Source organism: Phyllobacterium sp. K27 (genome assembly GCF_054796155.1).
In genome coordinates, this window is record NZ_CM139240.1 from 2,619,300 (window position 1) to 2,640,738 (window position 21,439).

A 21,439-nucleotide genomic window follows, 5' to 3' on the forward strand; every position below is an offset into this window, starting at 1 on the left:
TTGGGTTGAGTCGGACATAGGTTCTCCTTCCCGCGCTGGCGGGGTGTAGTGGTGGTTGGTGGTGTGTTGTGGATTAACTGGCTATTTCTTCCACCAGACGGATTTGACGTAGGCGCTCACCAGAGCAAAGTTTCCCGCCCCTTGGGTCTGGTTCCGGTATTCCAGAACGTATGTGTTAGTGCCCAGCGCTGGGGTGGTATGCAGAAAGAAACCCGTATTGTTTGTTATCTGTCCGCCAGCGTAGTCGATAGTGTTCGACACCGACTTGAGAATATCGCCGCTTTGAACGTGACGCCATCTCGCCTCAGCAAAATTGATAAAGCCCTGTGTGCTCTTGACGTTTGTAAACAGCCCGTATTCACAGAAAACCGGCGTTTGTTCTGGATTCTGAGTAGTTGCCGTTGCACCAACTGTCCAAGTCGTTTGGGTGCCTGTTTGCTGCGGGAAACTATAATCTACGTTCGCAGTAACAGCACGAAAGCCCAGATTGGATGTGCCAACGATAAGATTGCCGATTATGGCATTGCTTATATCGACATTGCCGAGAACACTTGAAATGGCCTCAAGATTATTGGCGCGGACGTCATTCAGATAAAGCGTGCTTCCCTGAAATATCAGCGGATATTTCTTGGCCGATCCCGAGCCAATAATTGCGAACCTGTCAGCGTAGACCAATGCTTCGCTGAGCCCGCCAGAAATAGCATTGAGAATAATTGCAGCCTGACTGGTCGGACCTCCGCTTGTCGCGGAAACGCTCATGGCTGCTGATGACAGAGCTCCAGCCTGCGTAGCTATCTGCTCGAAACGAAGAATGCCATTCGCATAGACATTGCCGATACGGGCTTCATTGACATCGACCCGGTTTGTGACAGCCGTAAGTTGCCCATTGATGGTGCTGACGGAAGTGGAAAGTGTATTCGTGATGCTTGCAAGAGCAGAGAGGCCGGTAGTCGGATCGTTCATCCTTGCATTGAGTTCAGTAATACTGAGAACCGCTGCCGCCGTTTGCGTTGCTACGACAGAGATTTCCTGACTGAACTGGGCCGAGAAGTTGCCGACCGAAGCCTTGATCTCTTTCTTGTCGTTCTCCGACTGAGCCCCCGCTTCAGCAATGAGAGCCATATGCTGCTGGCGGGCGTCGGATGCAAAGCGGAGTGACTGGCCAATCCAATCCAGTTTTGCATTAAGACTGGCAAGAACGTCATCCACCATACCGGGGAGATAGACGTCATCTGCCCCTAATCGGATATCGAACGTCGTGACGTTCATCCATCCAGACCAGAGTGTCTCGCGTGGCGTTCCGGGTATATATCGACCACGAACGCCATACGTCATGGCGTTGATTATGCCGTGGCTGATCTTAACCGAATTTCGATCTGGCTGATATTCGACGCGACCCGGATCACTTTCCACTAACGTGGTGGCGTTGCGGGTTTGGTATTCGATGCCGATGATATCCGGCTGCTCGTTATCCCAAGACAACAAAATTGCAGGGCGGCGAGCATTACCAGCATTGTCTTCAATTTCTGACGGTTCGGCAAACCAAGCCACCATTGGCTGTGGGGCTGGGCGGATTGGCCCAAGGAAACCTACAGAGGACGGTAGAGGATCAGTCGAGGGGTTCCAGTCATAGTCGGATGGATCAACTTCACGAATTGCAACTGCCTGATTGACGTTCTCCAGATCGTCCATGCTTTCGATATCGAATAGCTTGGCGCTGTAGCCTTCGCTGGCACTTGTCCATGAAATCACGTCGAGAGGTTCAAGGTCATATGCTTCTGGTGGAAGTGTGGCCTTGTGCTTGCGGAATTTCCGGTTCGTCTCGATCAGAGCTTTTGCAAGAACCTGCGCCTGAATTGGGAACGGCACATAGTTGAAGTCAACTTCTGCAATCAACCGACGCCCGTCATCCTGAGCTTCAAGATCGGAGCGCAGCCGGACAGGTGCATCTTTCATTTCCCAAGCAGCTTCCGGCTCCGGATAAGAATACTGCACACCATTATGCGTGCCTTCCAGACCGGGGAAAGGATCAAAACTGCGGGAGTCCGTTACCGAGATTGTCTCATCTGTGAACGCATAAACCGGCAATGTCGGCGCCCCGACGCGGATTTTGTAGATGCCGCCGATTTCGGCCATGCGGCCATTGCAGGACTTCAGCAGTTCATTGATGACGTCTAGCGGCTGTTCATTGGTGCGTATCTCCGCACCGCATCGGAACTGCCTCACACCGCCGACAATCCGGTCGCATTCGTTCATTGCCGCGAACCAGTTTGACAGCGGCAAGCGCGTCATTGGCAAGTTCTGCAAGCCGTAAATCCACTGCGTACCGTAGTAGTTGCCGATCAGAATATTGTAGATGACAACGGCAGGATTATCCGAGAATGTCCATGTAGCTGGATCAGCACGACGCTGCGTCCCGGAACCGCCAACTGTTGAATCCTTGCGAGGATCGTAAAGCGCAATACCCTGCACCTCAAAGCGGCACTGTGGCGGTCCAGTAAATAGCTCCCGGTTGATCTGAGCTGTGACGATCGCATAGGCAAGGCCGCGACCGATCATATCCGAAGTCCAAGGCCGCTGAGTATCGCTACCAAACTGCGACAGCAGGAACGGATCAGCAGCGGTTTGCGTGCCGAGATAGCGTATTATGAAAAGATTATTGCTGCCCGGTGCCGTGCGGTATTGATCGACTTGATTGCCCCTGCCTCCGGGATCAAGTGTGTCCGATATCGTGCAGTGCTCACCATTGATCCAAGGCGTTGGGAGGATTGCAGTTACCGGTATATCGGAGACCGTGATGACCTGCGTCAGATAGGCGTTCGGAGTTTTGCCGGAATCGCCGCCTGTATTGACATATTCAAGCTGTCCGGCTGTGGCATACGTTCCGACGATGAACGATAAAGGATTGTCGCCACCAACCTGAATTTGCCCCTGTATACCCGGAACCTGTTGCGTCTGCTTCTTGGTAAGAGCCCTTTGCAGAAGCGATGAGCCAAAGCTGAGAGCAGCGCCAAGGATAGCCTGCCCAAGCGCACCAAGGCTACCAATTGACGTAACGAGTAGACCGATTAGCCCTGAGATTGGCTCAGCATAGGCAGCGGTCATCGCCGCCAGCATGAACCATGCAGCGAGGCAAAGGGTACGAATGATTTTCATGCTAGACCCTGAAAGCCCTTTCGGCGGTCAAGAGATCGGCAGTGCCAAGTCCAAGGCTGTCAGGGCGGCATAGATAGATGCGAGGGCCATTGACGACACCAAGAGCATAGAACCCACTGGTGGACACCCTTACGGCTGCCAAATCACCAACCGCCGCCATGGAGACGGGTATTTCTTCAAGCTTTGACGCTGCAAGCTCCGCGTGATTGGCAAATCCCTTGCGCTTGAGCAGACCTAAACCACCTTTGAGCGTTTTGTATTTGCCTCGGTACGGCTTTGCGAAATCCGAGCCGGTCATGATCTCGACAGCACCGGCTGCAAACAATGCGCAGTCGTGACTTCCCCACTGAAAAGGCTTCTGCATGCACTCATCGATGTAGGCTGCCAGCGCAGAGCGCCAGAATGAATATCGCTCTGTCATTTACGGCCCAAGCCCTTCTTGTTGCCGCCATCAACCTTGTTGTGCTCACCCCAGAAGAACGTCCACTGGCCGGCAACGTCGGCATACCGGCGGAAGCGGTCATTGCTGCGCTGCTTCTGGGTTTCATCGGAGCGCTTGGCAGGATTGATCTTGGTCAAAGCGCGGGTGTGAGAGACGATTGAAGCGCTCAGCTTCCCCTCACCGCCCGCTGCTGGCGTTTCAATCGGAGAGGCATTGACCCAGCCGACAAACCGAGGACGCGGATTTGCGATTAGGTTATGTGTATTCAGATCGAGGAAACCGCGATGAATTTCCACCGGAGCAAGGCGCGCATCATACTGACGGAACGCCAGCCTCACCGCTTCGGAAATAGGACTGAGAGCAATCTGAATAGTCCGGATCGTGAGATCGGATACCAGCGGAATCGCGTCGATGCCGAGCAGCTCACCCCAGCCGTGATAGGTACGGGACACCGGCAGGCCAGTCACGCCGCTGACAACAGTCACAACTACGGTGTCGTCGCCATTCCAGAAGCCAAGACTTTCAGCCACGCCGGAAGAACGGTTCTTCGCCGTAATCCAGACGAATGAACGCGGAATCGTACCCTGTCGGCTCTGTAGGTGAGCCGTTACAGCTGGATCATTGTCACGCATTGAATTGCCTTAAAGGGTTTGACGAACCTGGAACGACATACCGCGAGTGATGCCATCGCTGTCATTGGTGCCGGGATTGAAGCTGTCGGGGATCATTTTGACCTTGGCAGCGGCCTTAATCAACGTCACAACCAGGCCATCGGAAGCGCCGGGGCGGATATAAGGGCGAACCTCGAATATCGGCGTGATTCCCGTCCCCGCTGTTATTACAGGGAGTACGATGCGATGGAGCGCGCGACGAACCGGTGACGTACCGTAATTGAAGGACAGCAAGTCACCGCCTGAAAGGACATAACCGGCGGGCAAGCCACCGAGCCGCATTTCCTTGTTATTCGAAACGATAGCGTTAATGGTTACTGTGGAAGCTCCAAGGATTGTTCCTTTGGGATCCATCCGAGGATAAGCCTTCTGCGGGCTATGAAGGTAAAATGTCCCGATAGAACCGTCCAATGCCTCTATCATCGCCTGAACTTCGGCTGCATCTTCATGATACATCGGGTTAAGATCAACCTGAGCTTCAACCCGTGCTGGCGCCATATCAGCAGCAAGGATTTCACCAGACCCAAGGCCGGTAATCTGCTGTTGTTCCTTCAACCGCCAGCTTACCGTCGCAATGTTGAGCTTGTCGGCGAACTGAGCCAACGAAAGCGGATAAGTCAAAGCCATTGATTATCCCCTTGCGTGTGGGTCTTCATTGATCTGGTTTACGCGCGCAGGGAGAACCTGACGGTTGTACTGATCAATGTGTGCAGATGAAACGTCGTTGGCGACTTCGCGGGATACGGAACGAATGACAGGCTTCAAATCGCCGTCTGAGCCGGGCGCCCAGCCTATGGTGACGTGAATACCTTGCGGCGCTGTGTTGTTCGATGCAGAAGCTGCCGGAGTGCTGGTCGTGGTAGCGACATACCCACCGGAAGCGTAGCCCTTGGCACGATTGTGCATTGCCTCAAGATTGCCAACACCAAGACGCATGGTGGCTTTCTTCGAGAAGACATACTCACCGCCATGGACAATGCCTGCCGCCTGATTGGCCGCACCGTTGCCAGTATATCCTCCGGAAGCAAACAACCCCGCGCCGGGTGTCACTTTGAAGCCACCTCCAAAGAGGCCGCCGAACAAGGAACTAAGGTAGCCGCCGCCAGAACCACCGATGCTGAACAGTGCATCAACAAGATCATCCTGAATTTTGTTGACGATCTTATCGAGAACATTAAGAGCGGCGTTGCCGAACGACTTGAAAAAGCCCTCGCCGTTTTGCAGTCCCGACCTGAGATCGGATAGAAAGCCGCCCGTCGCGTCCTTTGCGAAGTCGAGCGCTTCCTGCGCTTTCTTCGTCGCGGCCTCTGTGGATGCCATTGTACCGGCCAAGCCAGACAACTCTGTCTTCTGCGCAGCAGTGAGAATGATGCCCTTCTGCTGTGCCTGGTTGAGCAGATCCTGTTCGAAGCGCAACTTGGAAGCGGCCTCTTCGGTCAACCCGACAGCGGCTTGTTCTGCTTTCAGCGAGGCGATACGGCGTTCGGCACCCTTGACGATATCGGAGTATTTTTCCTCGTCGGTTTTGCCGCCTGCGCCCTTCTTTTTCTTCGACTTATCCTCGACAGACAGCAAATCCTTCGCCATCTCTTTCAGCTTTGCAGAAGCCGCAGATGCACCCTTCGCAATGGCCGAACCGAAGTTCCCGACATAGTCAGTGCCTTGTGCCGACTTGATCGCATCGGCGATGCCCGCATCAACCGAGCTTGCAGCACCGGCATAGGGATTGTCCACGCCGCCGAACGAAACCTGCCCGATTTCCGAAAACGAGCCAATATCGACACCGAGTTTCGAGGCCAGACCGCCAATGCTGTTGTAGAGCCCACCAATATAGGTGTTCATCAACTTGACGACAGAATTGATCATGGATTCAACGCCTTTGATCGTGGCGTTGACGGTCTGGTAAACGATATCGCCGATGGCAGATGGCAACTGCTTCCAAGTCGCCTTGATGCCCTGATAGGCGCCAACAAAGGTGGCGATGATGGCGTTCACACCATCCTTTGCCGCCTTGACGATATCGAAGCCGAATATCTGTGTGAGTTCGTCGCGGAATAGGTTTGCAGCAGCAACAGCGGCAGTTACGCCCAGTATGAAGGCCAGTCCCGGATTTGCGGCAGCCATGGTTGCAGCAGCGATTGTTGCAGCAACCGCCATACGGCCAAGCAATGCAATAACCTGAACAATCCCTCCGATGATTGCAGGGGCATAAAGCAAGGCAAGTGCAGCGGCTGCGCCCATGGCATATGGCGCGATAACCTGAAGGCTATCAGCAAGCCCAACAAGGGCCGCCGCGCCGATCTTTGCCCAATTGACTACCTGCAGACCAGCAGCGACGGCTGCTACGAGCCCGATTGTAACAAGGCTTACAGGCGAGATAACTGACAAAAAGGCATTGCCAAGACTCTTGAGTGCCCCGGCTGCTCCCATTGGACCAAGCACCGCGCTGATCTGCGTGCCCTGTTGCAGGGCAATCTGAAGTGGGTTCATCGACATTGCTGCCGAGACGCCGATGTCCTGGAACTGTGCTGCCAGATTGCCGACGTTCGCAGCAGCAGCGCCACTACCCCGAATATTCTGGTTTGCGGCTTGGGTGTGGACACGCATCGCTCCGGCAGCCTTGGTAGCTGCGGCTGCCTCTGCATTGAGTGCGGTCGCATGAGAATTGGCTGCCTGCGCGGCCATTGCGCCTGCCTTGGCGGATGTAGGGCCAATTGAAGAGGTAGCGGCTTCCACACGCTGAGCAGCGCCTGTGAGGCGATCCATAGCTTTGGCAGCTTGGTCAACGCCCGTCGCCTTGGCTTCAATTCCAAGTGTTGCAAGTTCGGCCATGTCTAACCTTTGCTGCGCTCTACAACGCGCCTGTCCTTCGCCGCGCCTCTGATCCGAAGCTTGGCCTCTTGCACGTCTGCGGGTGTTGCCTGGCTGGGTACAACCTCAGCTTTTCCGGTCTTGTTGATGATCGCGAGAACTGCCTGATCCATGCGGCGAACTACCGAGAGTTCCCAAGGATCCATTAATGCGCCTGACACCCGGCAGAATGCCTCTATCTCAAGGAAGCTGATCGGGTTGGCGCTAAAGCCGGTCTGGCGTGAATTGTGAAGCTGAACGAACCAGTCCCAGATATAATCGGTGTACTCCGGTGTCTCGGGTTCCGGATCGTTCTTACGGCGCGGGGTGAAATGCGCCCTCGCGAAGGCGATCAGCTCTTCAGCGAGGGCTTCACGAAATTTGCATCTTCGTCAGCAGCTTTGTCGATCTGCTCTGAGATGAAGAAGTAATCGGGATTGGAAATGACATTGAGAACGGTTTCCGGCGTGCATTCGACAGCCTTGCCGCCTTGTGTGAGGTTCCATGAGATCACGGAAGCTGCAACAATCTCGTTGGTCTTTTCCTCGATCTCTTCAACCGTACCGACCTTCTTGGGGTTTTTCTTCCCCTCGCGAATGGCGGCATTGGCAAGACGGCGCTGTACGCGCTTCACCCGCTCTGACCGATAAGATGCGACCTTGATCACGATCTCCGTCGGTTCGCCCGTTGCTGGATGAACAATAGTGAGGTCGAAACCATCTTCAAGTTTCGCAGCAATACCGCTGAATTGCGATAGATCAGATGTCATTTGGAATATACTCCGGGGATGGACGGCCGGCGATTAACCGGCCAAGGGGATTAGATAAGGGCCGTATCGACGGTCAGGATTTTCGTGGAGATGCCCAGGTTGAATGTCCGGCGAAGTACATTGTCGCCCGTCCCGACATTCTTTCGAGCCGACATGACCAGACCACGGAAGTAGTCCACGCTGTTCTCATAGAGTTCGCTTGGTGCGTCCTCGTACTCGACCTTGAAATTGTAGTTGAACTTGGTCTTTTCAGCTTCACGCGCCGCGATCTGGCCTGCATCAAGTGGATCATCGCCGACAACGAGAGAGATTGTACCAGCATCGCGGGCACCTTTGAGATGCCGCACGCGGCCATCGCCAAGAGACTGGAAGGTTACGTCAGAGGATTCGTCACCGAATTCGCCGCCGTCTTCGACTTCTTTGATTTCCACCCATGTTAGGGCTTCGAATGCGGCGATGGCTCCCGCGTCAGTTGTATAATCGATTGCTGTTGTCCCGCCGATAAAATAACGGGCACCAGTTGCCGTAGTGATGGTCATGGTATTTCCTTTCGGAGTGAGAACCCCGGATCGGGGCGGGTTAGACCGGAGTGTCCGGGTTTCAGTTGAAGCTGCGCCAGAGGATTGTTACGGGCACATAGATTTTGTCGGTCTCGATCATGGGAGCGCCGACATTTGGCTTCTGGTAGACCTTCAGCTTGACGCCAGACCCGTACATGATCGTTCCCTTGGCGAAGTGTGCCGCGATGGATCCACCAATGTCTGTTGGTTTGACCACGCCTACACCGGGTGGATAGACGACCATCACTTGCAGCAATCCCTGATGTCTGGCCTTTGCATCGTTCGCCAAACCGAGATTGTCAGTGCGGTTCGGGATGAAGTCTGCGCGTAGGTAAGGTTTCGGCTTTCCGATATTCGGCCCCGAAGTTTCGGTTGGCGCTGTAAAAGGTATTCCAGGCTGGGCAATCGGTAATGCAGGCGTCAATACGAGCGCTGCAAGCCTTGCAAGCAGCAAACTCAAGATTGTACCTTCAACACTCGTTGCCATCGTGTTAATCCTTCCGGCAATGGCCGATAAACTTTCCGACGATCAGACCTACGAGAGATTGCATTCCGCCCTTCTCGCCCTTGGCAAGGAGGAAGGTGAAACTGTTCGTGGCGATACAAGTCTCAAGGCTGCCCGTCGGGCTTTAGCTCTTCTTCAGATGGGCTTGCTGAAAGCCATGGATGAGAACGGCGACAAGAACATAGCGATCAAAGACCCAACCGGGACTTGAGCTCTTTCGCCCTCGCTTCAACGATAGCATTCCAGCGTTGTGCTGCTGATCGGACAAAAGCGTCGGGCGCTTGGCCTTCCACTCCATACTCACGATGTGCAGCATAGGCAGCTGTGTATCCAACGTAGAGCGTGTCAGTGATATCGGCACCCAAGATCACAGCTTCGATATCGCCTTGATCGTAGGAGTAAGAGCTACCACTGGTGGGCTTCTTGCTTGAATTTATCGAAGGCATTGCGGCGGTTGAAGCCATCAGGGAAGCACGAAGAAATCCGGTATCAACCCGCATCCGTCCGCCTGCACCAATCGGCGTTTGCATATCCGAAACAACTTCCTGCACGGATTCCTTGAATACTGCTTCACAAGCGCCCGGAATCTTCTCCGCGAATGCTGCGACCTGGGCACTGAATGATAACTTGGCCATTATGCAGCCCTATATTGCCGAACGACAGATGCGAAGTAATCGACTTTGTATTCCAGATGGCAGCGGCATCCGGAGATTTCATTGATTGGTGCATCCGGATCACCGGGGAAGCGAAGGCGAGCACCCGAAACACTCTGAAATGCAGCTTCGAAACTGATTGCTTGTCCATTCAGAACTCTATGTGTGTGGCGCACCCGGCCGTCAGCAGCAGAGCGCCAAATCTTCTGAACGTCCTGAGAGGCGACCTTCCCTGCATCAATCTGCTGGCGCATGGCATTCTCGCGAGCAGTTCCGATTGCCATCATGGTTTCAGTGCGAGCCAACATTTCGCCGCGAAGCTGAAGTAGCCGATCCGAATAGCGGCCAACCATGCGACCAAGCATCTCTGCCGAGATAGGCTTACCCTCACGGATTGCAGCCATCACAGTGCGGTCGAAGCGTTTATCGCGACGCTGTCGTGTCAAATAGTTCCGCAGAAGCTCTGGATTGCCTGAAAGAAGCTCTGCGCGCGCCGATGCGACGAAACGTTCCTGCGGGCTTGTCAGTCCAATTATGCCGCCTTCCCGCTTGCCTGTAACCCGATTGATCCGTCCAACAACATCAAGAGCGGTGGAGCGTGAATTCCTGCCTTCTGAAAGTCCCGTCTCAAGAGCCTGCCGAACAGCAACCCGCTGATCTTCCACTATCCGCGTGACCATCTGCGCCGAGTGATCCCGCAAGAATGCCTCACCGGCATAGTCGCGGACGCCAAAGCGCCAGATGACGCGATTGCCTTCCGGATCCTTCAGCTTCGGCAGGTTCTCGACAAAGCTCACTCCGCCAGCGTTGTATGCCTCGCGTAAGGCAATCTCCAAAGCTGAGAATGCTTCCTGCTCGATTTGCATCGCGTCGATAGCACCGGCAATGTCACCGCGTTCCAAGCGCTCGACAACAATGCGCAGAGTGATCTGGGACTTGATAGCGTCGATACCCTGAAAGAATGCCTCTGCAAGTGTGGAATCGTACTTGTCCAAGAGTTGCTCGAAGATACTGCGGTTGCTGGCCATTAGTACTTCTCACAGGCTGAAAGGCGTTTTAGCATCAACCAAATCCCTTCTCAGGAGTTACTGTGTGCCACTGCCCTACTGAGAGACATCCAATGCACGATAACTGGTTTATTTATCTGATCTACGCCAACGCGTTGCTGGTCGTCGCGTGCGTGATCTGGTTTATCTATCTGGGTGGCGATTAAGCGCGGACAAACAGCTTGTGGTAAACAACAGTTGCAGCCGGTTGGAGTGGCGCAACCTTGATGATGGTGTAGCTCTTGCCGTTGAACAGCAGGCGGTCAGTTGTGGTTGGCTCGATAGCGAGCCTCTTTGCAGCGACGTAGGCAGTCTTATCCGTCGATTTGACGAGTGAGCCGTCAACATCCTTCAATTCAATAGCAAGTATCGCTGCAATGCATGAGTACGGCGTTGGCACTGGATCACCCGGATCCCAGTCAGGGCCTCCGCCGGGCATGTCGCGCACGATAGAGCCAGCAGCGCCGAATTCATCAATAAGCTCCAGCGCTGTATTCTGCGCATCGATGTAATCGAACTTTGCCATCAGCCTATGGACCAAATGCCAATTGATTGGGCGGGAACGAAGCGGAGATATGGAGAGAGCATCCCATCGACTACCGTCATGATCGGCGTCAAGCCATCCACGAATGAACCGCTGCTTGATGAGCTTTGATATTCAACCTCCAGCTCTCCGACTTTCTTGCGCTTTACGCTGGAAGATGAAGAACCAACAGCAGTCAGGCTGCCCGGATTGGTTGCTTCCTGAAATGCCGCATAGAAGCTGGCATAGATGACAGCGTTGGGAATGGTTGTTTCCGGGATGGCAACGCCACCAACAACAGCATTGCGGCGCGGCCAAGCACGATCTTGCCCGAATGGATCGACAGGTTCACCAACGAACCGCGCTCCATAAAGGCTGTCAATGTACTGGCTGCCACGCTGACGGAGAATAGCTGGCGCGGGCGCTTCTACTGGGAGCGAATAACCATTCTCGCTCAACCATGTAGCGAACAGCTCGTCGGTGCCATATCCAGCCATGCTTCTATTCTCCGGTGAAATGAGGTGCCCTGCCGTTTCCAGCAGGGCAGATAATCAAGGCTGCGTTGCGAGGTCTTCGAGAGCAGCAATGATGTCTTCCTTGGTGCCAGGCGTATTCTCGCCAAGCAGCTTCTTTGCTTCCGCCTTGAAGGTCATGAAATTGCCAGTCTGCAATTCAAGAACCTGCTCGGCTGTCTTTGGAGCGTCATCAGCCTTTTTAGGATTGACGACAGGTTCCTTATCCTTCGTGTCGCCTGAAATGACTTCGTAGCGTCCGGCCCAGCCGGTTGGTTCTTCCTTGACGGTCACAGTAGACCCGATAGCAATTTCGCCATCAGCGCCGTAAATCCCGCCCTTTGTGATCTTGATTTTCATGTGCTTATCTCCAAGCCATGAGTGAAAGGGAAAGCCCCGCCCGAAGGCGAGGCAATGGATCAGTTGACGACGACCGAGTAGAACACGCCGGACTTGCCGTTGTAGTCAGCCCGGATTTCGATACCCATCGCGCCCATGATGAGGAACTGATAGTTATCGGTCGGGTTCTGACGGGTCTTGGCAGTCGTGTTCACGGCCATACCGACAAGCGGACGGATGTAATCCGAGTTCGGCACGAAACCGAAGAACGCATTACCGGTCAGCTCATAGGTCACCGCAATCTTGTTGATCCGGCGGTTCTTGGCGACGAACTCCATGATGGTGCCGGGTTTGAAGCCAGCAGCAGCGGAATAAGCCTTGTCCCATGCACGGGCGATTTCCGGCGAGATGTAGAGGTTCACCTTGCCAGTGATCAGGTTCGCATCGAGCATTGCTCCGAATGGGCCGGAGAAGAATGCATCGATCTCGTCTGCCGTAGCAGTCGTCAGATCAATATTCGCACCGCCGGCACCCGAGCCCAGATTGATGGACTTGGAAAGTGGAGAAGTACGAATGCCATATGCCTGATAGCCGCCAACATCGATCGTGGAATCGCCATCCAGAGCGTAGAGCGCCATGTCACGACGGATCTTCGCTGTGTGTGCTTCCTGATCATCTGACAGAGCGTCGAAGTTCTCAGATTGAAGCGTGTTCCACTCGCGCCATTCACGACCGTAGGCAGTCGAGAAGATTGGCACGGGAGAACCGCGGTAGGCATAGGTGACCTTATCGAGAGGAACAGGCACCTGACCGGACATCGAGCGAACCACAGTACCGGCATCCGAAGACACGCGGTTAAGGTGGACAAGCTTGCCGATGTTTACGGCCTTTGCGAGCGGCATAAGATCAGCCATGTAGACCTGACCTTCGTCGTTACGCATGACGCGGCGTGTGATGCCGTCCAGATCAAGCCAGGCATCGCGAGGAAGGATGGCAGCGGCATTGCCGAGCATTTCCTGCATCAGATTGGCGTGAATTTCTTCGGTACGATGGAAGTGTTCACGTTCCACCGAGAGCTCACCCCACCAAGCCGCGTGTGGCCGGGAGTTGGCAACGAGCTGTTGATCGAAATAGCGCATGGCCAGTTCTCCTTAAGCGGCGGCCAGATTGCCCTTGGCCGCACGTGCGCGAACAAGCTGATCTGATCCAGAGGTGTTGTTGTATGCTTCCTCAGCGAAAGCGATGATGCGATTGCCAGTAACCGCCAAGATGAACTTGCCGGTAGTATCGGTTGTGAGTGCAGCGCCGCGAGCGACGTTGACTGCTGTTGGCACGCGCACGTTGAAGAACTGCTCATCGAGCATTTCCATGCCGATCACACGGTCGCCAGCCTCCCAAGCATCGTCAACACCCTTGAGTGTCAGGTAGTTATCCTGAGCGATGTAGATCTTGAGGTTGCTGTCCGCACCGGCCTGCGCAAAGTTTGCGCCGGATTCAACCAGTGCAGTGCCTGGCAGTATCTCAGCAGCGCAGATGCGCTCCTGAGCCTGCGGTGTGGCCTCAGTGAAGGGGCCAGCAAAGATTTTGTTATGGCGGGCCATCTTACTTGTCTCCTTCCGGAAGCTGGAATGCTGGCTTGTCACCGTTGCCCTTGAAGGCACCGTTGAGCGCTGCCGCCTTGCCCGGCTTTGCCTTCTCGGCCAGCTTGCGAGCGGCGTTGAGGGTCAAATCCTTGGCAGTTTCCTCATCAAGGATGTTTGCCTTGACGATTTCGGCAACCAGCCCAGCCAATTCGGTTTCATCCTTGGCTTTCTGGCTGTTCTGCAATTCAGTGAGATTGTCTGTCAGGGGCTTTACTGCCTCTGTAACAGCGTTGGCGATCGTTTCACCGATCTTGTCGAGGCCTTCCGAGAGGGTATTCACCTTCGCGGAAAGCGCATCGAACTGCTCTTTCGATACAGTCATGTCTGCTTCCTTTCGATTTGCAGAGGGTTCCCGCTCGAGGCCTAATGCATCGATTATTGCGGTTTTCATTCGCTCAAGGACCGGCGCGCGCTGGCGCTTCTCCAGAGCTCGGGCCACTGAATCCAGTGCCCAATCCAAGTCACGATCCGCTTCGTCTATCGCGGAATTGATGACTTCGATTTCTTCAGTCTCGCCTTTCGCATTGACCAGCATGCCGACGCCTTGTTCAGGAGTGGCAGCGCCTTCTGCATTAAGCAGAATGGCGTCATGGTCGAACACGATGTCGCGAGCGATCTGTTTGTATGGAACGTCACCATTGGCATCTTCCATCATGCAGTAGAGGCCAGTTGAGGTATGGATGGCCTCGCCCTTCTCGATGGCTGACAGAACAGCCTTGCCGCCTTCGGATTCATTGGCGCGAGCAACGTCAATCACCTTGTCGAGAAAGACACGGCCATTCTCACGGCGCAGATTTTCGTTCCAAGCGCCGATCCAGCCGATGTTGATGCCTTCCGGGTCACTGGCAGAGACGAACTTGCCGTTGATCGTCGGATGGCCGAGCGGCGCAGGCGTACGGTTGAGGCCAACGAAGCTCTTCGCGATCTCATCTGCCGGATACATGATCTCGTTCATGACGATGTTGTCTGGCAGCGTTGCACTTGGAACGATGATCACATCGCGCCCGTTGCGCTTTTCATTGCGGACAGCCTTGGTATTGGCTGTCGAGCGTATATTCACGCGGACGTGCTTCATTGGGTTTCTTCCTTTGCAGGGGTTTTGGCAGGTGGCGTCTGTGCGCCTTCCTTGTCGTCGTCTGTGTCCGTATCCCGATACTTCTCAGCATCTGAAAGGGGTTCACGTCCGGTTTCGGCGCGGATTTCCTCTGGCGTGAACACGAACTCGCCAGTGTCTTTCATCTTCACATTGACGTCGGCCATTTTGTCGGCTCGATCGAGAACTTCATTCGGACCCGGATCCAGCAGGCTCTTCCACTGAAGAAACCAGTCTTTCTCCGGCAGGATATTGAATCGCTCCAGTCGGTTGATGACCGACATGGTGTTTGGAATGACCACGTTCTTACGGCGAGACATATTGGTCTCTGCCCATTCCTCTGCATCTTCTGTGCTTGCGCGCTCACCCGACTGCGATCCGACAAGGATTTTCATCGGAATTGGGATGGATGCTGCGAACGACTGAAGCGCTATGGCAAAGAAATGCTCGGGCGAAGGAAGCGTGACAGCCAAGGTATCGGCAGTCATGCCTTGGATCATAAGCAGGCGGTCGAAACCCTTCTGCCAATCCCCTACCTGCTCATCCATCTTGTCGGCGATCTCTTCGACTGGAACGCCCATGACGCGCGCCATGTCCTCTACGCGAGCGTCTTTGTCCACCGAGAGAATTGGCGATGACTTAGCGTTCTTCCAAAAGCCCTCGCCGCCTGCGCCGCTGACTTTCTCTAGCGTCATTAGATCATTGTAGCCAGGCTCAAGCAGTGATGCGCAATTGACTGTTTCGTCCGACGACCAAATGACAACACGGTCAGGATGAACCTGAAATTGCCTGTTGTTCTGTTGGCCGGTTGCTACATTGGCCTCATTGAACTGAAACATGAGCGGCTGACCATAGGTCTCAGATGTTTCGTCCGTGTCCCACTGCGAGACAGTCAATTGGGCTTTCCACGCGGGGATGAGCTCGACTAGACCAAGCGTGCCGCCGGGAACCGTGTCTACTGGCTCCTGAAACTTCTTGCTGTCGGCAAGGCGCAGGATGACACCGGAATAGCCCCCAACGAGTGACCGGCGATCAGCTTCAGACAATTTTTGCCAGAACCGAAGATCGGCAAAGCGCTGGCGGATGTCACTCTCAAGCTTGGTTTCCTCGGTTTGCTTGCCCTCGCTGCCGTCCCGCTCCTTCTCAAGCAGAAATGGCATTTCCTGCCATGTCTTAAGGATGGTTTTCTCTACGCCAGCGTGGCCAATCCCATTCCGAGAGTATATGTCGTAAAGCTGTTTGAACGTAAGATCGGTTGGATAACCGAAGTCGGCATAATGATTGTGTTTCGCCTGCGGGAAAAAGCCCGGGAACATGGTATCCATGCGCCGAGTGAGCGCATTGGTAACTCTTGCTAGTGCGTTCATGAGCGGTGCTTCTTCTTCAGGAACATGGCGACAGCCACACCGGCCACATTGACGTTGTCGGCAGCAATCACGGCGTCAGCCAAGTTGTGAGATTTGACGCCCAAGTCCTTCTTGAGCTTTAACTTTGGAACAACGCGCTTCTTTCCTTCGCTCTCCACCCACCAAGGCACACAAAGCTCAGTAAACAGCGCTTCCAGCTTTTCTGGGCCCATCTGCGAAGAGAACGATAGGATGTCCTCGGGCTTGATCGATTGGCCGCGCGTAACGGCGTTGAACGTGAGCATGGCGCGGCGAGATGTGTTTGCCCAAGACTGCGCTTTGAGGTTTAGATACTCGTCCTTGTTGTGCGGGCTTTTGCTGTTGCTCGGATCACTAGGTTTGTCAGGGTCCATAACGGCGCCGCCGGCATGGAAGGCGTAGTGCCTCACCTTTGCCCCGTTAGCCTTGTTCTGCTCATCAATGTAGCCACCAACAAAGGCGCCAACACCGATAGTATCGTAGGAAACGAGCGCACCGCTGTTTTTAGCCTTTGCCCAGACCAGCTTGGCATTCTGAACCAGCTCATCCTTGCCAGACACCCAATCATTTGCATCTGTAAAGATGCCTGCAATCTTATCGGCAGTGGCGCAGTTGTCCTCGCCGTCATCGGCAGGATCGAACCCTATGACATTCCGGCCTGTAAGATTGATTTGCAGAACGAGGTGAGCGTCGACACAGGCATCGAGCCAACGGCGCTTGAATATGGAGAGTTCACTATCGCCGAGAGGAACGCCACCATAGATGTGTTCGAACGTTTCCGGATCCTGCTCCCTCATTACTGCAATGTCGCGCAGTGCCTTTTGCGATAGGAATGGGTTCTCCGTGTAATTGATGCGCCGGACGACACAGTGTGGTGGCACGTTGACTACGAAGTTCTTCCACACATAATCGGTGACTAATTTCGGGTTGAACAGCAGGATCGCCAGACTGTCTTCCTTGCGGATCGTCGGCGCTATAACTTCCCACTGATCTTTGGTGAGCTTTTCTGCTTCTTCCACCCAAAGGATGTCGATATCGGACGTACCTTTGATCTCATCAAGGTTTCGCTCGATCCCGTAGAAAATGAACTCTGAGCCTGAAGCCTTGTGGATGATCGTTGTCTTCTGGACATCAAAGGCTTCAGATAGCCCCAGATGACTGATCGCCCATTTCAGCTCGGTGTAGACCGATTCCTGAATTCGGTTCTGAAACCGTCTGATGCACAATACGCGCATCTTGACTGCTACATGATCAACAAGCCTGACCAACTGGCATGCTGTGTCTCTTGTCTTTGAGCTTGACCGGCCACCGTGCAAAACGGCGATATCGGCCTGCCCTAGGAAAACCTGCTCCCAGAAATCAAACAGCGCAGGATTTGTGAGGGAAACATGCGCATTCACTATTTACTCTCTTCGCGCAGAACATCACGCCACGAGCGTGTCTCGGTCTGGATAGGTCCGCCATTCTTGCCGGTGTGTTCGTTCTTCTCGATCAGCAGGCCGTGCAGCTTTGCCTTGCCCATTACGGCAGCAACAGCAGCGCTTGCGCCCTTCTCATCAGCCATGGCCAAGCGTCGGGCTTCTTCAAGCTCATCCGTAAGGCTCTCTATCGAGACAAGAGTGCGTTCTGCTCCTGCGGATTGTAGTTCCTTAACACGAGCAACGATGTCCACATTTGTCCATAAATTGGATGCTGCTTTGCGTCCGCCTTTGTAACCAGCTTCTGCATATGCATCCGTGGCGCTCTTGCCCTTTGCCAAGCATTGAGCGAACTTCTCGTGCCGTGCGTTTTTCAGTACTGGCATGACAAACCTTGGCTAGGACACATATGGATAGATTTGAAGCAGAGCGAAAACTGCGGCATTGGGGTGTGCTGCTGCGAGAAGAAAACTCCCGCTATTCAAGCATTGCTGACAAGCTGGGACTAATAGCTGATGAAATGCACACACCGCCAATAGGCAGGAGGCGGAGCGAAGTCTATGAAGCGGCAAAACTATTGGGATCACTTGGAGAAAAGATAATAGCTGCCAAACTCGTACAGTTGGCGGCTAGTGAAATGCGCGCATACAGACTTTGAATACGTCCACATTCCATTGTCTCAACCGATCTTCATCCACTTGAGGATTGAGCCTGCTTCCAGATTGGTTTGGAAGAACGGGCCGTAGGTGTCCCCTGTTGGCTTTACCCCGATGAAAGCGCTACGATGGGGCTGCCAGGTTGCAAGCATCGGGCCATGATTTTTGTGCACCACGACTATGGTGTCAGGTGTTTCTGGCTCTGGCTCACCTTTGGTCCATCTCATTTTTTTACACCGATGACTGTGCCGACAATCAGGTTGTTGATGTGCGCGTCCGAGATATCAACTGAACCAAGCACCCGCGATATTTCCTTTAGAGTGCGAACGCGCATCTTATCCAATGGATTGATGACAACGAATTTGTCGGCAGCAATGTTCCGAATACGCTCATGATGCTACTCCGTTATGTCGTTAAAGCTCTTTCGCCGAGGCTCTTGGTCTGCGCTGCCAGTCGCGAACACGATCATGTCGCCGTCGGCAATCTCCCGCCGTGCGCGCAAGTCCCAACCTCGATGTATGAAATGCGGTGGACCGAACGCCTTTACCGCTGAGTGATATTCGTCGCCCTTGAACCCGACGAAGTGGGTGCATCGCATTACAGCCATCCAAGCCGCGAAAAATCCGCGTCGCCGGTCATCTTGTAGATAGAAGCTTCGGACAAGTGGTCTTTCGGGTTTTCACCCTTCGACTGAAGCCACCGGCATTGCGCCGTGATTGCTTCAACCTCAGTCTGATCGAACTGGTAGAAGTTGTTGCCCTTCATCTCGACACCATTGCAGTGCTGAATCCAGTGGGCCAGCTCATGAACGAGTACGCCCCGGTCTTTCAGGCTGCCCTCTCTCCAGTGGCGCAGCGCTATGACTGGTTGCTGAAGGAGTGGCCATCTGATTTGGCCCAGGCAATCGAGCTCGGGCTCAATCCGTATCTCAGGCAAATCATCTGGGCGGCGGTAGTTAAGTAGATCGGCGGCATAGACCATCATCCCGCGAGCAAGATCGAGATCCATGACTAGCCTCATATGGAAACGACAGTCGGAAGACTGCAGCAAGCGCACCAATGTGCGGAGGATGGTTGCAGGAGCCGGATTTGCACCGACGCCTCTTGCTTATGAGCCAAGCGCGCTACCGAACTGCGCCATCCTGCGAAACTGAAATTTGGTGAATAGGTTTCCATGGTGGGAAGCCGTGAAGCTCTTCCCATGCACTCGGCGAGTATTCCCTGTCCAAAGGTCCGCCAGTCAGCCGCAAATCACCTGTATGCGCGTATATCTGATTTGCTTCCTATGTGGAAGGGATATTTTCTCTTGATCTGGGGATAATTGCCTATTGCAGCTTTGCTTTTGCAACGAGCTCATCAAATTTAACGGCAGCGAGAACAATCTCAACCTCTTCAAGGTATGACTGCCACATGGGTTTGCCTTCGAACTTGGTGTTTTCCGGCAAGCCGTGTTTGCGACATAGTGCGCGGGCGGCAAGCTCTCGGGGGGCTTTCATAGCAACCTCGACTTAGACTGGCGTCAGTTGTTTACCATCAAACTGAACCGCCGTCATGCGCCCGAACAGCTCGATAAGCGCAACGACCTTGCCGGATTTGGTGACTTCCTCAACCACGCCACCGAATGTAGCAAATGGATTTCCCTTATCTGTGACAAAGACATTGCGGCCGGCAGGAAACTCCCGCTTGGTGTTGTCTTTTGCCGATTCCAGTTCTTCCTTACGGTGGATCCGTGCTTCTCGGGTATCATCAAACTGAAGATCAATCTCAGCGAGGAATATGGATTCTACATCCTTTGCTGATACCGGAATCGGGCAGCCGTCTATTCCAAGGATGGCCTCAACGCCATCACAGCCAGTAACGCGGTAGAAGTTCATATCCTTCCTCGCAAAGCCAACAAACAGATAGCGAGGCATCAACGGGCTTTCCCGAACAGCATAGGTGTGAGTCTTGTGGTTCTGCACCTCAATGCGCTGTCTGGGAAGATAGTTATCGTACCCAGCCTTACGGATGTTCTCGAAAGCCTTCTCTTCTCCCTTCACGGTAGTCCTTACGACATACCAGTGCTTGTCTTTGTCTATGCCGGGTTTCATGTCCTGTCCTGTCCGTAAGGGGCGCCGCTTCCCCGTTTAAGCTGCTTGTTGTGTGTCGCCGTGCCAGACGCCATGCTTTTTTAGGGAATGGAGAACCGTTGTGTGGTCGCGGTTGAAGAGCCGTCCAATGTCCGTGAGGTGCAGATCGGGGCGCAGCCGCCGGACTGCTACCATTGCCAATTGCCTGACCTTTACGACCTTCTTGTTTCTTGAAGTCCCAAGCACCGAGGCTACATCCATCTCATACTCCCAGCAGACCCGCTTGATGATGTCTTTGCCCTTGAGCTTTGAAATTGAAGATTCGCCTGGCACGATGACGCGAAAGTTTGCGACGATCACTTCCGTGCTGATCAAGGGCTGTTGAATTGATTGAACCAGTTTGGGTTGCTCAATCTTCCGTTCTGTCATGGGCTTAGGCCCGGGCTTCTGGCGTGGCAACGCTGCGCGCCGCTTCGCCCAGACAGCTTTGACAAACTCCGGATTCATCCCCCGATAGCGTGGATCTGGTATTCTTACTGAACTCGCATCGAACATTTACTTACTCCTACGCTGCTTGCGACTGGCGAACGGGCCAGCGGGTTTTTACGATGATTTTCTTCTGCCGAACGATGCCCTGCACTATCGCCTCGCCATGACGCCGGCGCATTTCGCCAAGCCATTCAGACCATTCTGGACGATCAGGGGTGATGATGAATTCGCCATCCTTGTCGGTCTCAGGCGCATTGATCAGATCAACGAACAGACGATTGCGAAGATATGGGAACATCAAGGATGGCTTCGAGCGAAGGACTTGGATCCGCTGATATTCTCCAGCATGCTCAACCGCTGCGATCTGATCGGATGCTATAAGCTTTAGAAAAGCTGCTTCTGCCGCTTCCCGCTTCTCTGGTCGATAAGCATCATTCCATTCATTCCACAATTTTGAGAAAGCCGACCCTCCAGCGCGTTCACGCGCTCCGGATGGTTCTCTTACTGGTTCCCTTACAAGATTAGTGTCCGGATTCTGGACACGGCTTTCGTCATTTTCCGGACACGGCTCAGGCTGTTTTTCGGACACGGCTCCGTGTCCAGAATCCGGACACGGAACATCTAGATGTGGTGTTGGCTCATCTTTTGACGCACAAAAGAA

28 protein-coding genes, 1 tRNA gene and 1 pseudogene are annotated in these 21,439 nt (G+C 54.0%); 2 read left to right on the forward strand and 28 right to left on the reverse strand.

All coding sequences use genetic code 11. The features are described from left to right. Nucleotides 1-81: 81 nt before the first annotated feature. From ACYJL1_RS12835 to ACYJL1_RS12880, 10 genes and pseudogenes are all read right to left on the reverse strand, one after another. The gene (locus tag ACYJL1_RS12835; protein ID WP_460895740.1) at nucleotides 82-3,156 is read right to left on the reverse strand and encodes a phage tail protein; all 3,075 of its coding nucleotides are present in this window, start codon (nucleotides 3,154-3,156) and stop codon (nucleotides 82-84) included. Between the two features lies 1 nt (nucleotide 3,157). Next, on the reverse strand, nucleotides 3,158-3,577 hold the full coding sequence (locus ACYJL1_RS12840) for a DUF6950 family protein (RefSeq protein ID WP_460895741.1): 420 nt from the start codon (nucleotides 3,575-3,577) through the stop codon (nucleotides 3,158-3,160). After that, nucleotides 3,574-4,230: a hypothetical protein gene (locus ACYJL1_RS12845; protein WP_460895742.1), complete on the reverse strand. Its 657-nt coding sequence runs from the start codon at nucleotides 4,228-4,230 to the stop codon at nucleotides 3,574-3,576. Before ACYJL1_RS12845 ends, ACYJL1_RS12840 begins: the two co-directional genes overlap by 4 nt. Before the next feature lie 9 nt (nucleotides 4,231-4,239). After that, the gene (locus ACYJL1_RS12850) at nucleotides 4,240-4,896 is read right to left on the reverse strand and encodes a hypothetical protein (RefSeq protein ID WP_460895743.1); all 657 of its coding nucleotides are present in this window, start codon (nucleotides 4,894-4,896) and stop codon (nucleotides 4,240-4,242) included. A gap of 3 nt (nucleotides 4,897-4,899) precedes the next feature. Continuing rightward, complete coding sequence (locus ACYJL1_RS12855; protein ID WP_460895744.1) at nucleotides 4,900-7,101, reverse strand: phage tail length tape measure family protein; 2,202 nt, start codon at nucleotides 7,099-7,101, stop codon at nucleotides 4,900-4,902. 2 nt (nucleotides 7,102-7,103) lie between these two features. Beyond that, the gene (locus ACYJL1_RS12860; protein WP_460895745.1) at nucleotides 7,104-7,286 is read right to left on the reverse strand and encodes a hypothetical protein; all 183 of its coding nucleotides are present in this window, start codon (nucleotides 7,284-7,286) and stop codon (nucleotides 7,104-7,106) included. A 9-nt stretch (nucleotides 7,287-7,295) separates the two neighbouring features. Next, a pseudogene (locus ACYJL1_RS12865) lies at nucleotides 7,296-7,475 on the reverse strand (phage tail assembly chaperone); the annotation flags it as partial. Further along, the gene (locus tag ACYJL1_RS12870; RefSeq protein ID WP_460895746.1) at nucleotides 7,472-7,888 is read right to left on the reverse strand and encodes a hypothetical protein; all 417 of its coding nucleotides are present in this window, start codon (nucleotides 7,886-7,888) and stop codon (nucleotides 7,472-7,474) included. The pseudogene ACYJL1_RS12865 and the gene ACYJL1_RS12870, both read right to left, overlap by 4 nt. A 50-nt stretch (nucleotides 7,889-7,938) precedes the next feature. Next, a complete protein-coding gene (locus tag ACYJL1_RS12875; RefSeq protein WP_460895747.1) occupies nucleotides 7,939-8,427 on the reverse strand; it encodes a phage tail tube protein in 489 nt (162 codons plus the stop codon). Between the two features lie 61 nt (nucleotides 8,428-8,488). Beyond that, on the reverse strand, nucleotides 8,489-8,935 hold the full coding sequence (locus ACYJL1_RS12880) for a phage tail terminator-like protein (protein WP_460895748.1): 447 nt from the start codon (nucleotides 8,933-8,935) through the stop codon (nucleotides 8,489-8,491). Between the two features lie 19 nt (nucleotides 8,936-8,954). Between ACYJL1_RS12880 and ACYJL1_RS12885 the strand changes: the two genes are divergently transcribed. After that, complete coding sequence (locus tag ACYJL1_RS12885) at nucleotides 8,955-9,164, forward strand: hypothetical protein (RefSeq protein WP_460895749.1); 210 nt, start codon at nucleotides 8,955-8,957, stop codon at nucleotides 9,162-9,164. Here the strand turns inward: ACYJL1_RS12885 and ACYJL1_RS12890 are convergent. The 11 genes from ACYJL1_RS12890 to ACYJL1_RS12940 all read right to left on the reverse strand — a co-directional run bounded on the left by ACYJL1_RS12890 (nucleotide 9,142) and on the right by ACYJL1_RS12940 (nucleotide 17,951). Continuing rightward, entirely contained in the window at nucleotides 9,142-9,588 is a 447-nt protein-coding gene (locus ACYJL1_RS12890) for an HK97 gp10 family phage protein (RefSeq protein ID WP_460895750.1), read from the reverse strand. The genes ACYJL1_RS12885 and ACYJL1_RS12890 overlap by 23 nt on opposite strands. Beyond that, the gene (locus ACYJL1_RS12895; RefSeq protein ID WP_460895751.1) at nucleotides 9,588-10,634 is read right to left on the reverse strand and encodes a phage minor head protein; all 1,047 of its coding nucleotides are present in this window, start codon (nucleotides 10,632-10,634) and stop codon (nucleotides 9,588-9,590) included. Before ACYJL1_RS12895 ends, ACYJL1_RS12890 begins: the two co-directional genes overlap by 1 nt. Before the next feature lie 181 nt (nucleotides 10,635-10,815). After that, the gene (locus ACYJL1_RS12900) at nucleotides 10,816-11,178 is read right to left on the reverse strand and encodes a hypothetical protein (RefSeq protein WP_460895752.1); all 363 of its coding nucleotides are present in this window, start codon (nucleotides 11,176-11,178) and stop codon (nucleotides 10,816-10,818) included. Continuing rightward, on the reverse strand, nucleotides 11,178-11,672 hold the full coding sequence (locus ACYJL1_RS12905) for a DnaT-like ssDNA-binding protein (RefSeq protein ID WP_460895753.1): 495 nt from the start codon (nucleotides 11,670-11,672) through the stop codon (nucleotides 11,178-11,180). Before ACYJL1_RS12905 ends, ACYJL1_RS12900 begins: the two co-directional genes overlap by 1 nt. Nucleotides 11,673-11,726: 54 nt before the next feature. Beyond that, complete coding sequence (locus tag ACYJL1_RS12910) at nucleotides 11,727-12,047, reverse strand: hypothetical protein (RefSeq protein WP_460895754.1); 321 nt, start codon at nucleotides 12,045-12,047, stop codon at nucleotides 11,727-11,729. A gap of 59 nt (nucleotides 12,048-12,106) precedes the next feature. Next, complete coding sequence (locus ACYJL1_RS12915) at nucleotides 12,107-13,165, reverse strand: major capsid protein (protein WP_460895755.1); 1,059 nt, start codon at nucleotides 13,163-13,165, stop codon at nucleotides 12,107-12,109. 12 nt (nucleotides 13,166-13,177) lie between these two features. Continuing rightward, on the reverse strand, nucleotides 13,178-13,627 hold the full coding sequence (locus ACYJL1_RS12920) for a hypothetical protein (protein ID WP_460895756.1): 450 nt from the start codon (nucleotides 13,625-13,627) through the stop codon (nucleotides 13,178-13,180). 1 nt (nucleotide 13,628) lies between these two features. Then, entirely contained in the window at nucleotides 13,629-14,744 is a 1,116-nt protein-coding gene (locus ACYJL1_RS12925) for a hypothetical protein (protein ID WP_460895757.1), read from the reverse strand. After that, nucleotides 14,741-16,129 carry an anti-CBASS protein Acb1 family protein gene (locus ACYJL1_RS12930; RefSeq protein WP_460895758.1) on the reverse strand — a complete coding sequence of 463 codons (1,389 nt, stop codon included), beginning with the start codon at nucleotides 16,127-16,129 and terminating at the stop codon, nucleotides 14,741-14,743. The genes ACYJL1_RS12925 and ACYJL1_RS12930 overlap by 4 nt, the downstream gene beginning before the upstream one ends. Beyond that, a complete protein-coding gene (locus ACYJL1_RS12935) occupies nucleotides 16,126-17,547 on the reverse strand; it encodes a PBSX family phage terminase large subunit (protein ID WP_460895759.1) in 1,422 nt (473 codons plus the stop codon). Before ACYJL1_RS12935 ends, ACYJL1_RS12930 begins: the two co-directional genes overlap by 4 nt. Beyond that, nucleotides 17,547-17,951, reverse strand: a complete 405-nt coding sequence (locus ACYJL1_RS12940) for a terminase small subunit (protein WP_460895760.1) — start codon at nucleotides 17,949-17,951, stop codon at nucleotides 17,547-17,549. Before ACYJL1_RS12940 ends, ACYJL1_RS12935 begins: the two co-directional genes overlap by 1 nt. Nucleotides 17,952-17,974: 23 nt before the next feature. Between ACYJL1_RS12940 and ACYJL1_RS12945 the strand changes: the two genes are divergently transcribed. After that, complete coding sequence (locus tag ACYJL1_RS12945) at nucleotides 17,975-18,223, forward strand: hypothetical protein (protein WP_460895761.1); 249 nt, start codon at nucleotides 17,975-17,977, stop codon at nucleotides 18,221-18,223. Between the two features lie 21 nt (nucleotides 18,224-18,244). On the opposite strand, the gene ACYJL1_RS12950 is transcribed toward ACYJL1_RS12945, so the two are convergent. From ACYJL1_RS12950 to ACYJL1_RS12980, 7 genes are all read right to left on the reverse strand, one after another. Further along, a complete protein-coding gene (locus ACYJL1_RS12950; RefSeq protein ID WP_460895762.1) occupies nucleotides 18,245-18,448 on the reverse strand; it encodes a hypothetical protein in 204 nt (67 codons plus the stop codon). A gap of 370 nt (nucleotides 18,449-18,818) precedes the next feature. Further along, nucleotides 18,819-19,229, reverse strand: coding sequence for a hypothetical protein (locus tag ACYJL1_RS12955; protein WP_460895763.1), 411 nt, complete (start codon nucleotides 19,227-19,229; stop codon nucleotides 18,819-18,821). Between the two features lie 62 nt (nucleotides 19,230-19,291). After that, nucleotides 19,292-19,367 (reverse strand) — tRNA-Met (locus tag ACYJL1_RS12960). A gap of 178 nt (nucleotides 19,368-19,545) precedes the next feature. Continuing rightward, on the reverse strand, nucleotides 19,546-19,716 hold the full coding sequence (locus tag ACYJL1_RS12965) for a hypothetical protein (RefSeq protein WP_460895764.1): 171 nt from the start codon (nucleotides 19,714-19,716) through the stop codon (nucleotides 19,546-19,548). A gap of 12 nt (nucleotides 19,717-19,728) precedes the next feature. Next, entirely contained in the window at nucleotides 19,729-20,310 is a 582-nt protein-coding gene (gene nusG, locus ACYJL1_RS12970; RefSeq protein ID WP_460895765.1) for a transcription termination/antitermination protein NusG, read from the reverse strand. 36 nt (nucleotides 20,311-20,346) lie between these two features. Continuing rightward, the gene (locus ACYJL1_RS12975; protein ID WP_460895766.1) at nucleotides 20,347-20,844 is read right to left on the reverse strand and encodes a helix-turn-helix domain-containing protein; all 498 of its coding nucleotides are present in this window, start codon (nucleotides 20,842-20,844) and stop codon (nucleotides 20,347-20,349) included. A gap of 10 nt (nucleotides 20,845-20,854) precedes the next feature. After that, nucleotides 20,855-21,367 (reverse strand): hypothetical protein, encoded by a 513-nt coding sequence (locus tag ACYJL1_RS12980; RefSeq protein ID WP_460898100.1) that lies wholly within the window; start codon nucleotides 21,365-21,367, stop codon nucleotides 20,855-20,857. Between the last annotated feature and the right edge of the window lie 72 nt (nucleotides 21,368-21,439).

Excerpts from the sequence above, each read along its gene's own strand:
- ACYJL1_RS12850 (WP_460895743.1), bottom strand. The coding sequence starts at position 4,896 with ATGGCTTTGACTTATCCGCTTTCGTTGGCTCAGTTCGCCGACAAGCTC.
- ACYJL1_RS12955 (WP_460895763.1), bottom strand. The coding sequence starts at position 19,229 with ATGGATCTCGATCTTGCTCGCGGGATGATGGTCTATGCCGCCGATCTA.
- ACYJL1_RS12870 (WP_460895746.1), bottom strand. The coding sequence starts at position 7,888 with ATGACATCTGATCTATCGCAATTCAGCGGTATTGCTGCGAAACTTGAA.
- ACYJL1_RS12975 (WP_460895766.1), bottom strand. The coding sequence starts at position 20,844 with ATGTTCGATGCGAGTTCAGTAAGAATACCAGATCCACGCTATCGGGGG.
- ACYJL1_RS12900 (WP_460895752.1), bottom strand. The coding sequence starts at position 11,178 with ATGGCAAAGTTCGATTACATCGATGCGCAGAATACAGCGCTGGAGCTT.
- ACYJL1_RS12930 (WP_460895758.1), bottom strand. The coding sequence starts at position 16,129 with ATGAACGCACTAGCAAGAGTTACCAATGCGCTCACTCGGCGCATGGAT.
- nusG (WP_460895765.1), bottom strand. The coding sequence starts at position 20,310 with ATGAAACCCGGCATAGACAAAGACAAGCACTGGTATGTCGTAAGGACT.
- ACYJL1_RS12885 (WP_460895749.1), top strand. The coding sequence starts at position 8,955 with ATGGCCGATAAACTTTCCGACGATCAGACCTACGAGAGATTGCATTCC.
- ACYJL1_RS12905 (WP_460895753.1), bottom strand. The coding sequence starts at position 11,672 with ATGGCTGGATATGGCACCGACGAGCTGTTCGCTACATGGTTGAGCGAG.
- ACYJL1_RS12835 (WP_460895740.1), bottom strand. The coding sequence starts at position 3,156 with ATGAAAATCATTCGTACCCTTTGCCTCGCTGCATGGTTCATGCTGGCG.
- ACYJL1_RS12860 (WP_460895745.1), bottom strand. The coding sequence starts at position 7,286 with ATGGATCCTTGGGAACTCTCGGTAGTTCGCCGCATGGATCAGGCAGTT.
- ACYJL1_RS12920 (WP_460895756.1), bottom strand. The coding sequence starts at position 13,627 with ATGGCCCGCCATAACAAAATCTTTGCTGGCCCCTTCACTGAGGCCACA.
- ACYJL1_RS12940 (WP_460895760.1), bottom strand. The coding sequence starts at position 17,951 with ATGCCAGTACTGAAAAACGCACGGCACGAGAAGTTCGCTCAATGCTTG.
- ACYJL1_RS12880 (WP_460895748.1), bottom strand. The coding sequence starts at position 8,935 with ATGGCAACGAGTGTTGAAGGTACAATCTTGAGTTTGCTGCTTGCAAGG.
- ACYJL1_RS12915 (WP_460895755.1), bottom strand. The coding sequence starts at position 13,165 with ATGCGCTATTTCGATCAACAGCTCGTTGCCAACTCCCGGCCACACGCG.
- ACYJL1_RS12925 (WP_460895757.1), bottom strand. The coding sequence starts at position 14,744 with ATGAAGCACGTCCGCGTGAATATACGCTCGACAGCCAATACCAAGGCT.
- ACYJL1_RS12840 (WP_460895741.1), bottom strand. The coding sequence starts at position 3,577 with ATGACAGAGCGATATTCATTCTGGCGCTCTGCGCTGGCAGCCTACATC.
- ACYJL1_RS12855 (WP_460895744.1), bottom strand. The coding sequence starts at position 7,101 with ATGGCCGAACTTGCAACACTTGGAATTGAAGCCAAGGCGACGGGCGTT.
- ACYJL1_RS12890 (WP_460895750.1), bottom strand. The coding sequence starts at position 9,588 with ATGGCCAAGTTATCATTCAGTGCCCAGGTCGCAGCATTCGCGGAGAAG.
- ACYJL1_RS12895 (WP_460895751.1), bottom strand. The coding sequence starts at position 10,634 with ATGGCCAGCAACCGCAGTATCTTCGAGCAACTCTTGGACAAGTACGAT.
- ACYJL1_RS12845 (WP_460895742.1), bottom strand. The coding sequence starts at position 4,230 with ATGCGTGACAATGATCCAGCTGTAACGGCTCACCTACAGAGCCGACAG.
- ACYJL1_RS12950 (WP_460895762.1), bottom strand. The coding sequence starts at position 18,448 with ATGAGATGGACCAAAGGTGAGCCAGAGCCAGAAACACCTGACACCATA.
- ACYJL1_RS12910 (WP_460895754.1), bottom strand. The coding sequence starts at position 12,047 with ATGAAAATCAAGATCACAAAGGGCGGGATTTACGGCGCTGATGGCGAA.
- ACYJL1_RS12965 (WP_460895764.1), bottom strand. The coding sequence starts at position 19,716 with ATGAAAGCCCCCCGAGAGCTTGCCGCCCGCGCACTATGTCGCAAACAC.
- ACYJL1_RS12945 (WP_460895761.1), top strand. The coding sequence starts at position 17,975 with ATGGATAGATTTGAAGCAGAGCGAAAACTGCGGCATTGGGGTGTGCTG.
- ACYJL1_RS12875 (WP_460895747.1), bottom strand. The coding sequence starts at position 8,427 with ATGACCATCACTACGGCAACTGGTGCCCGTTATTTTATCGGCGGGACA.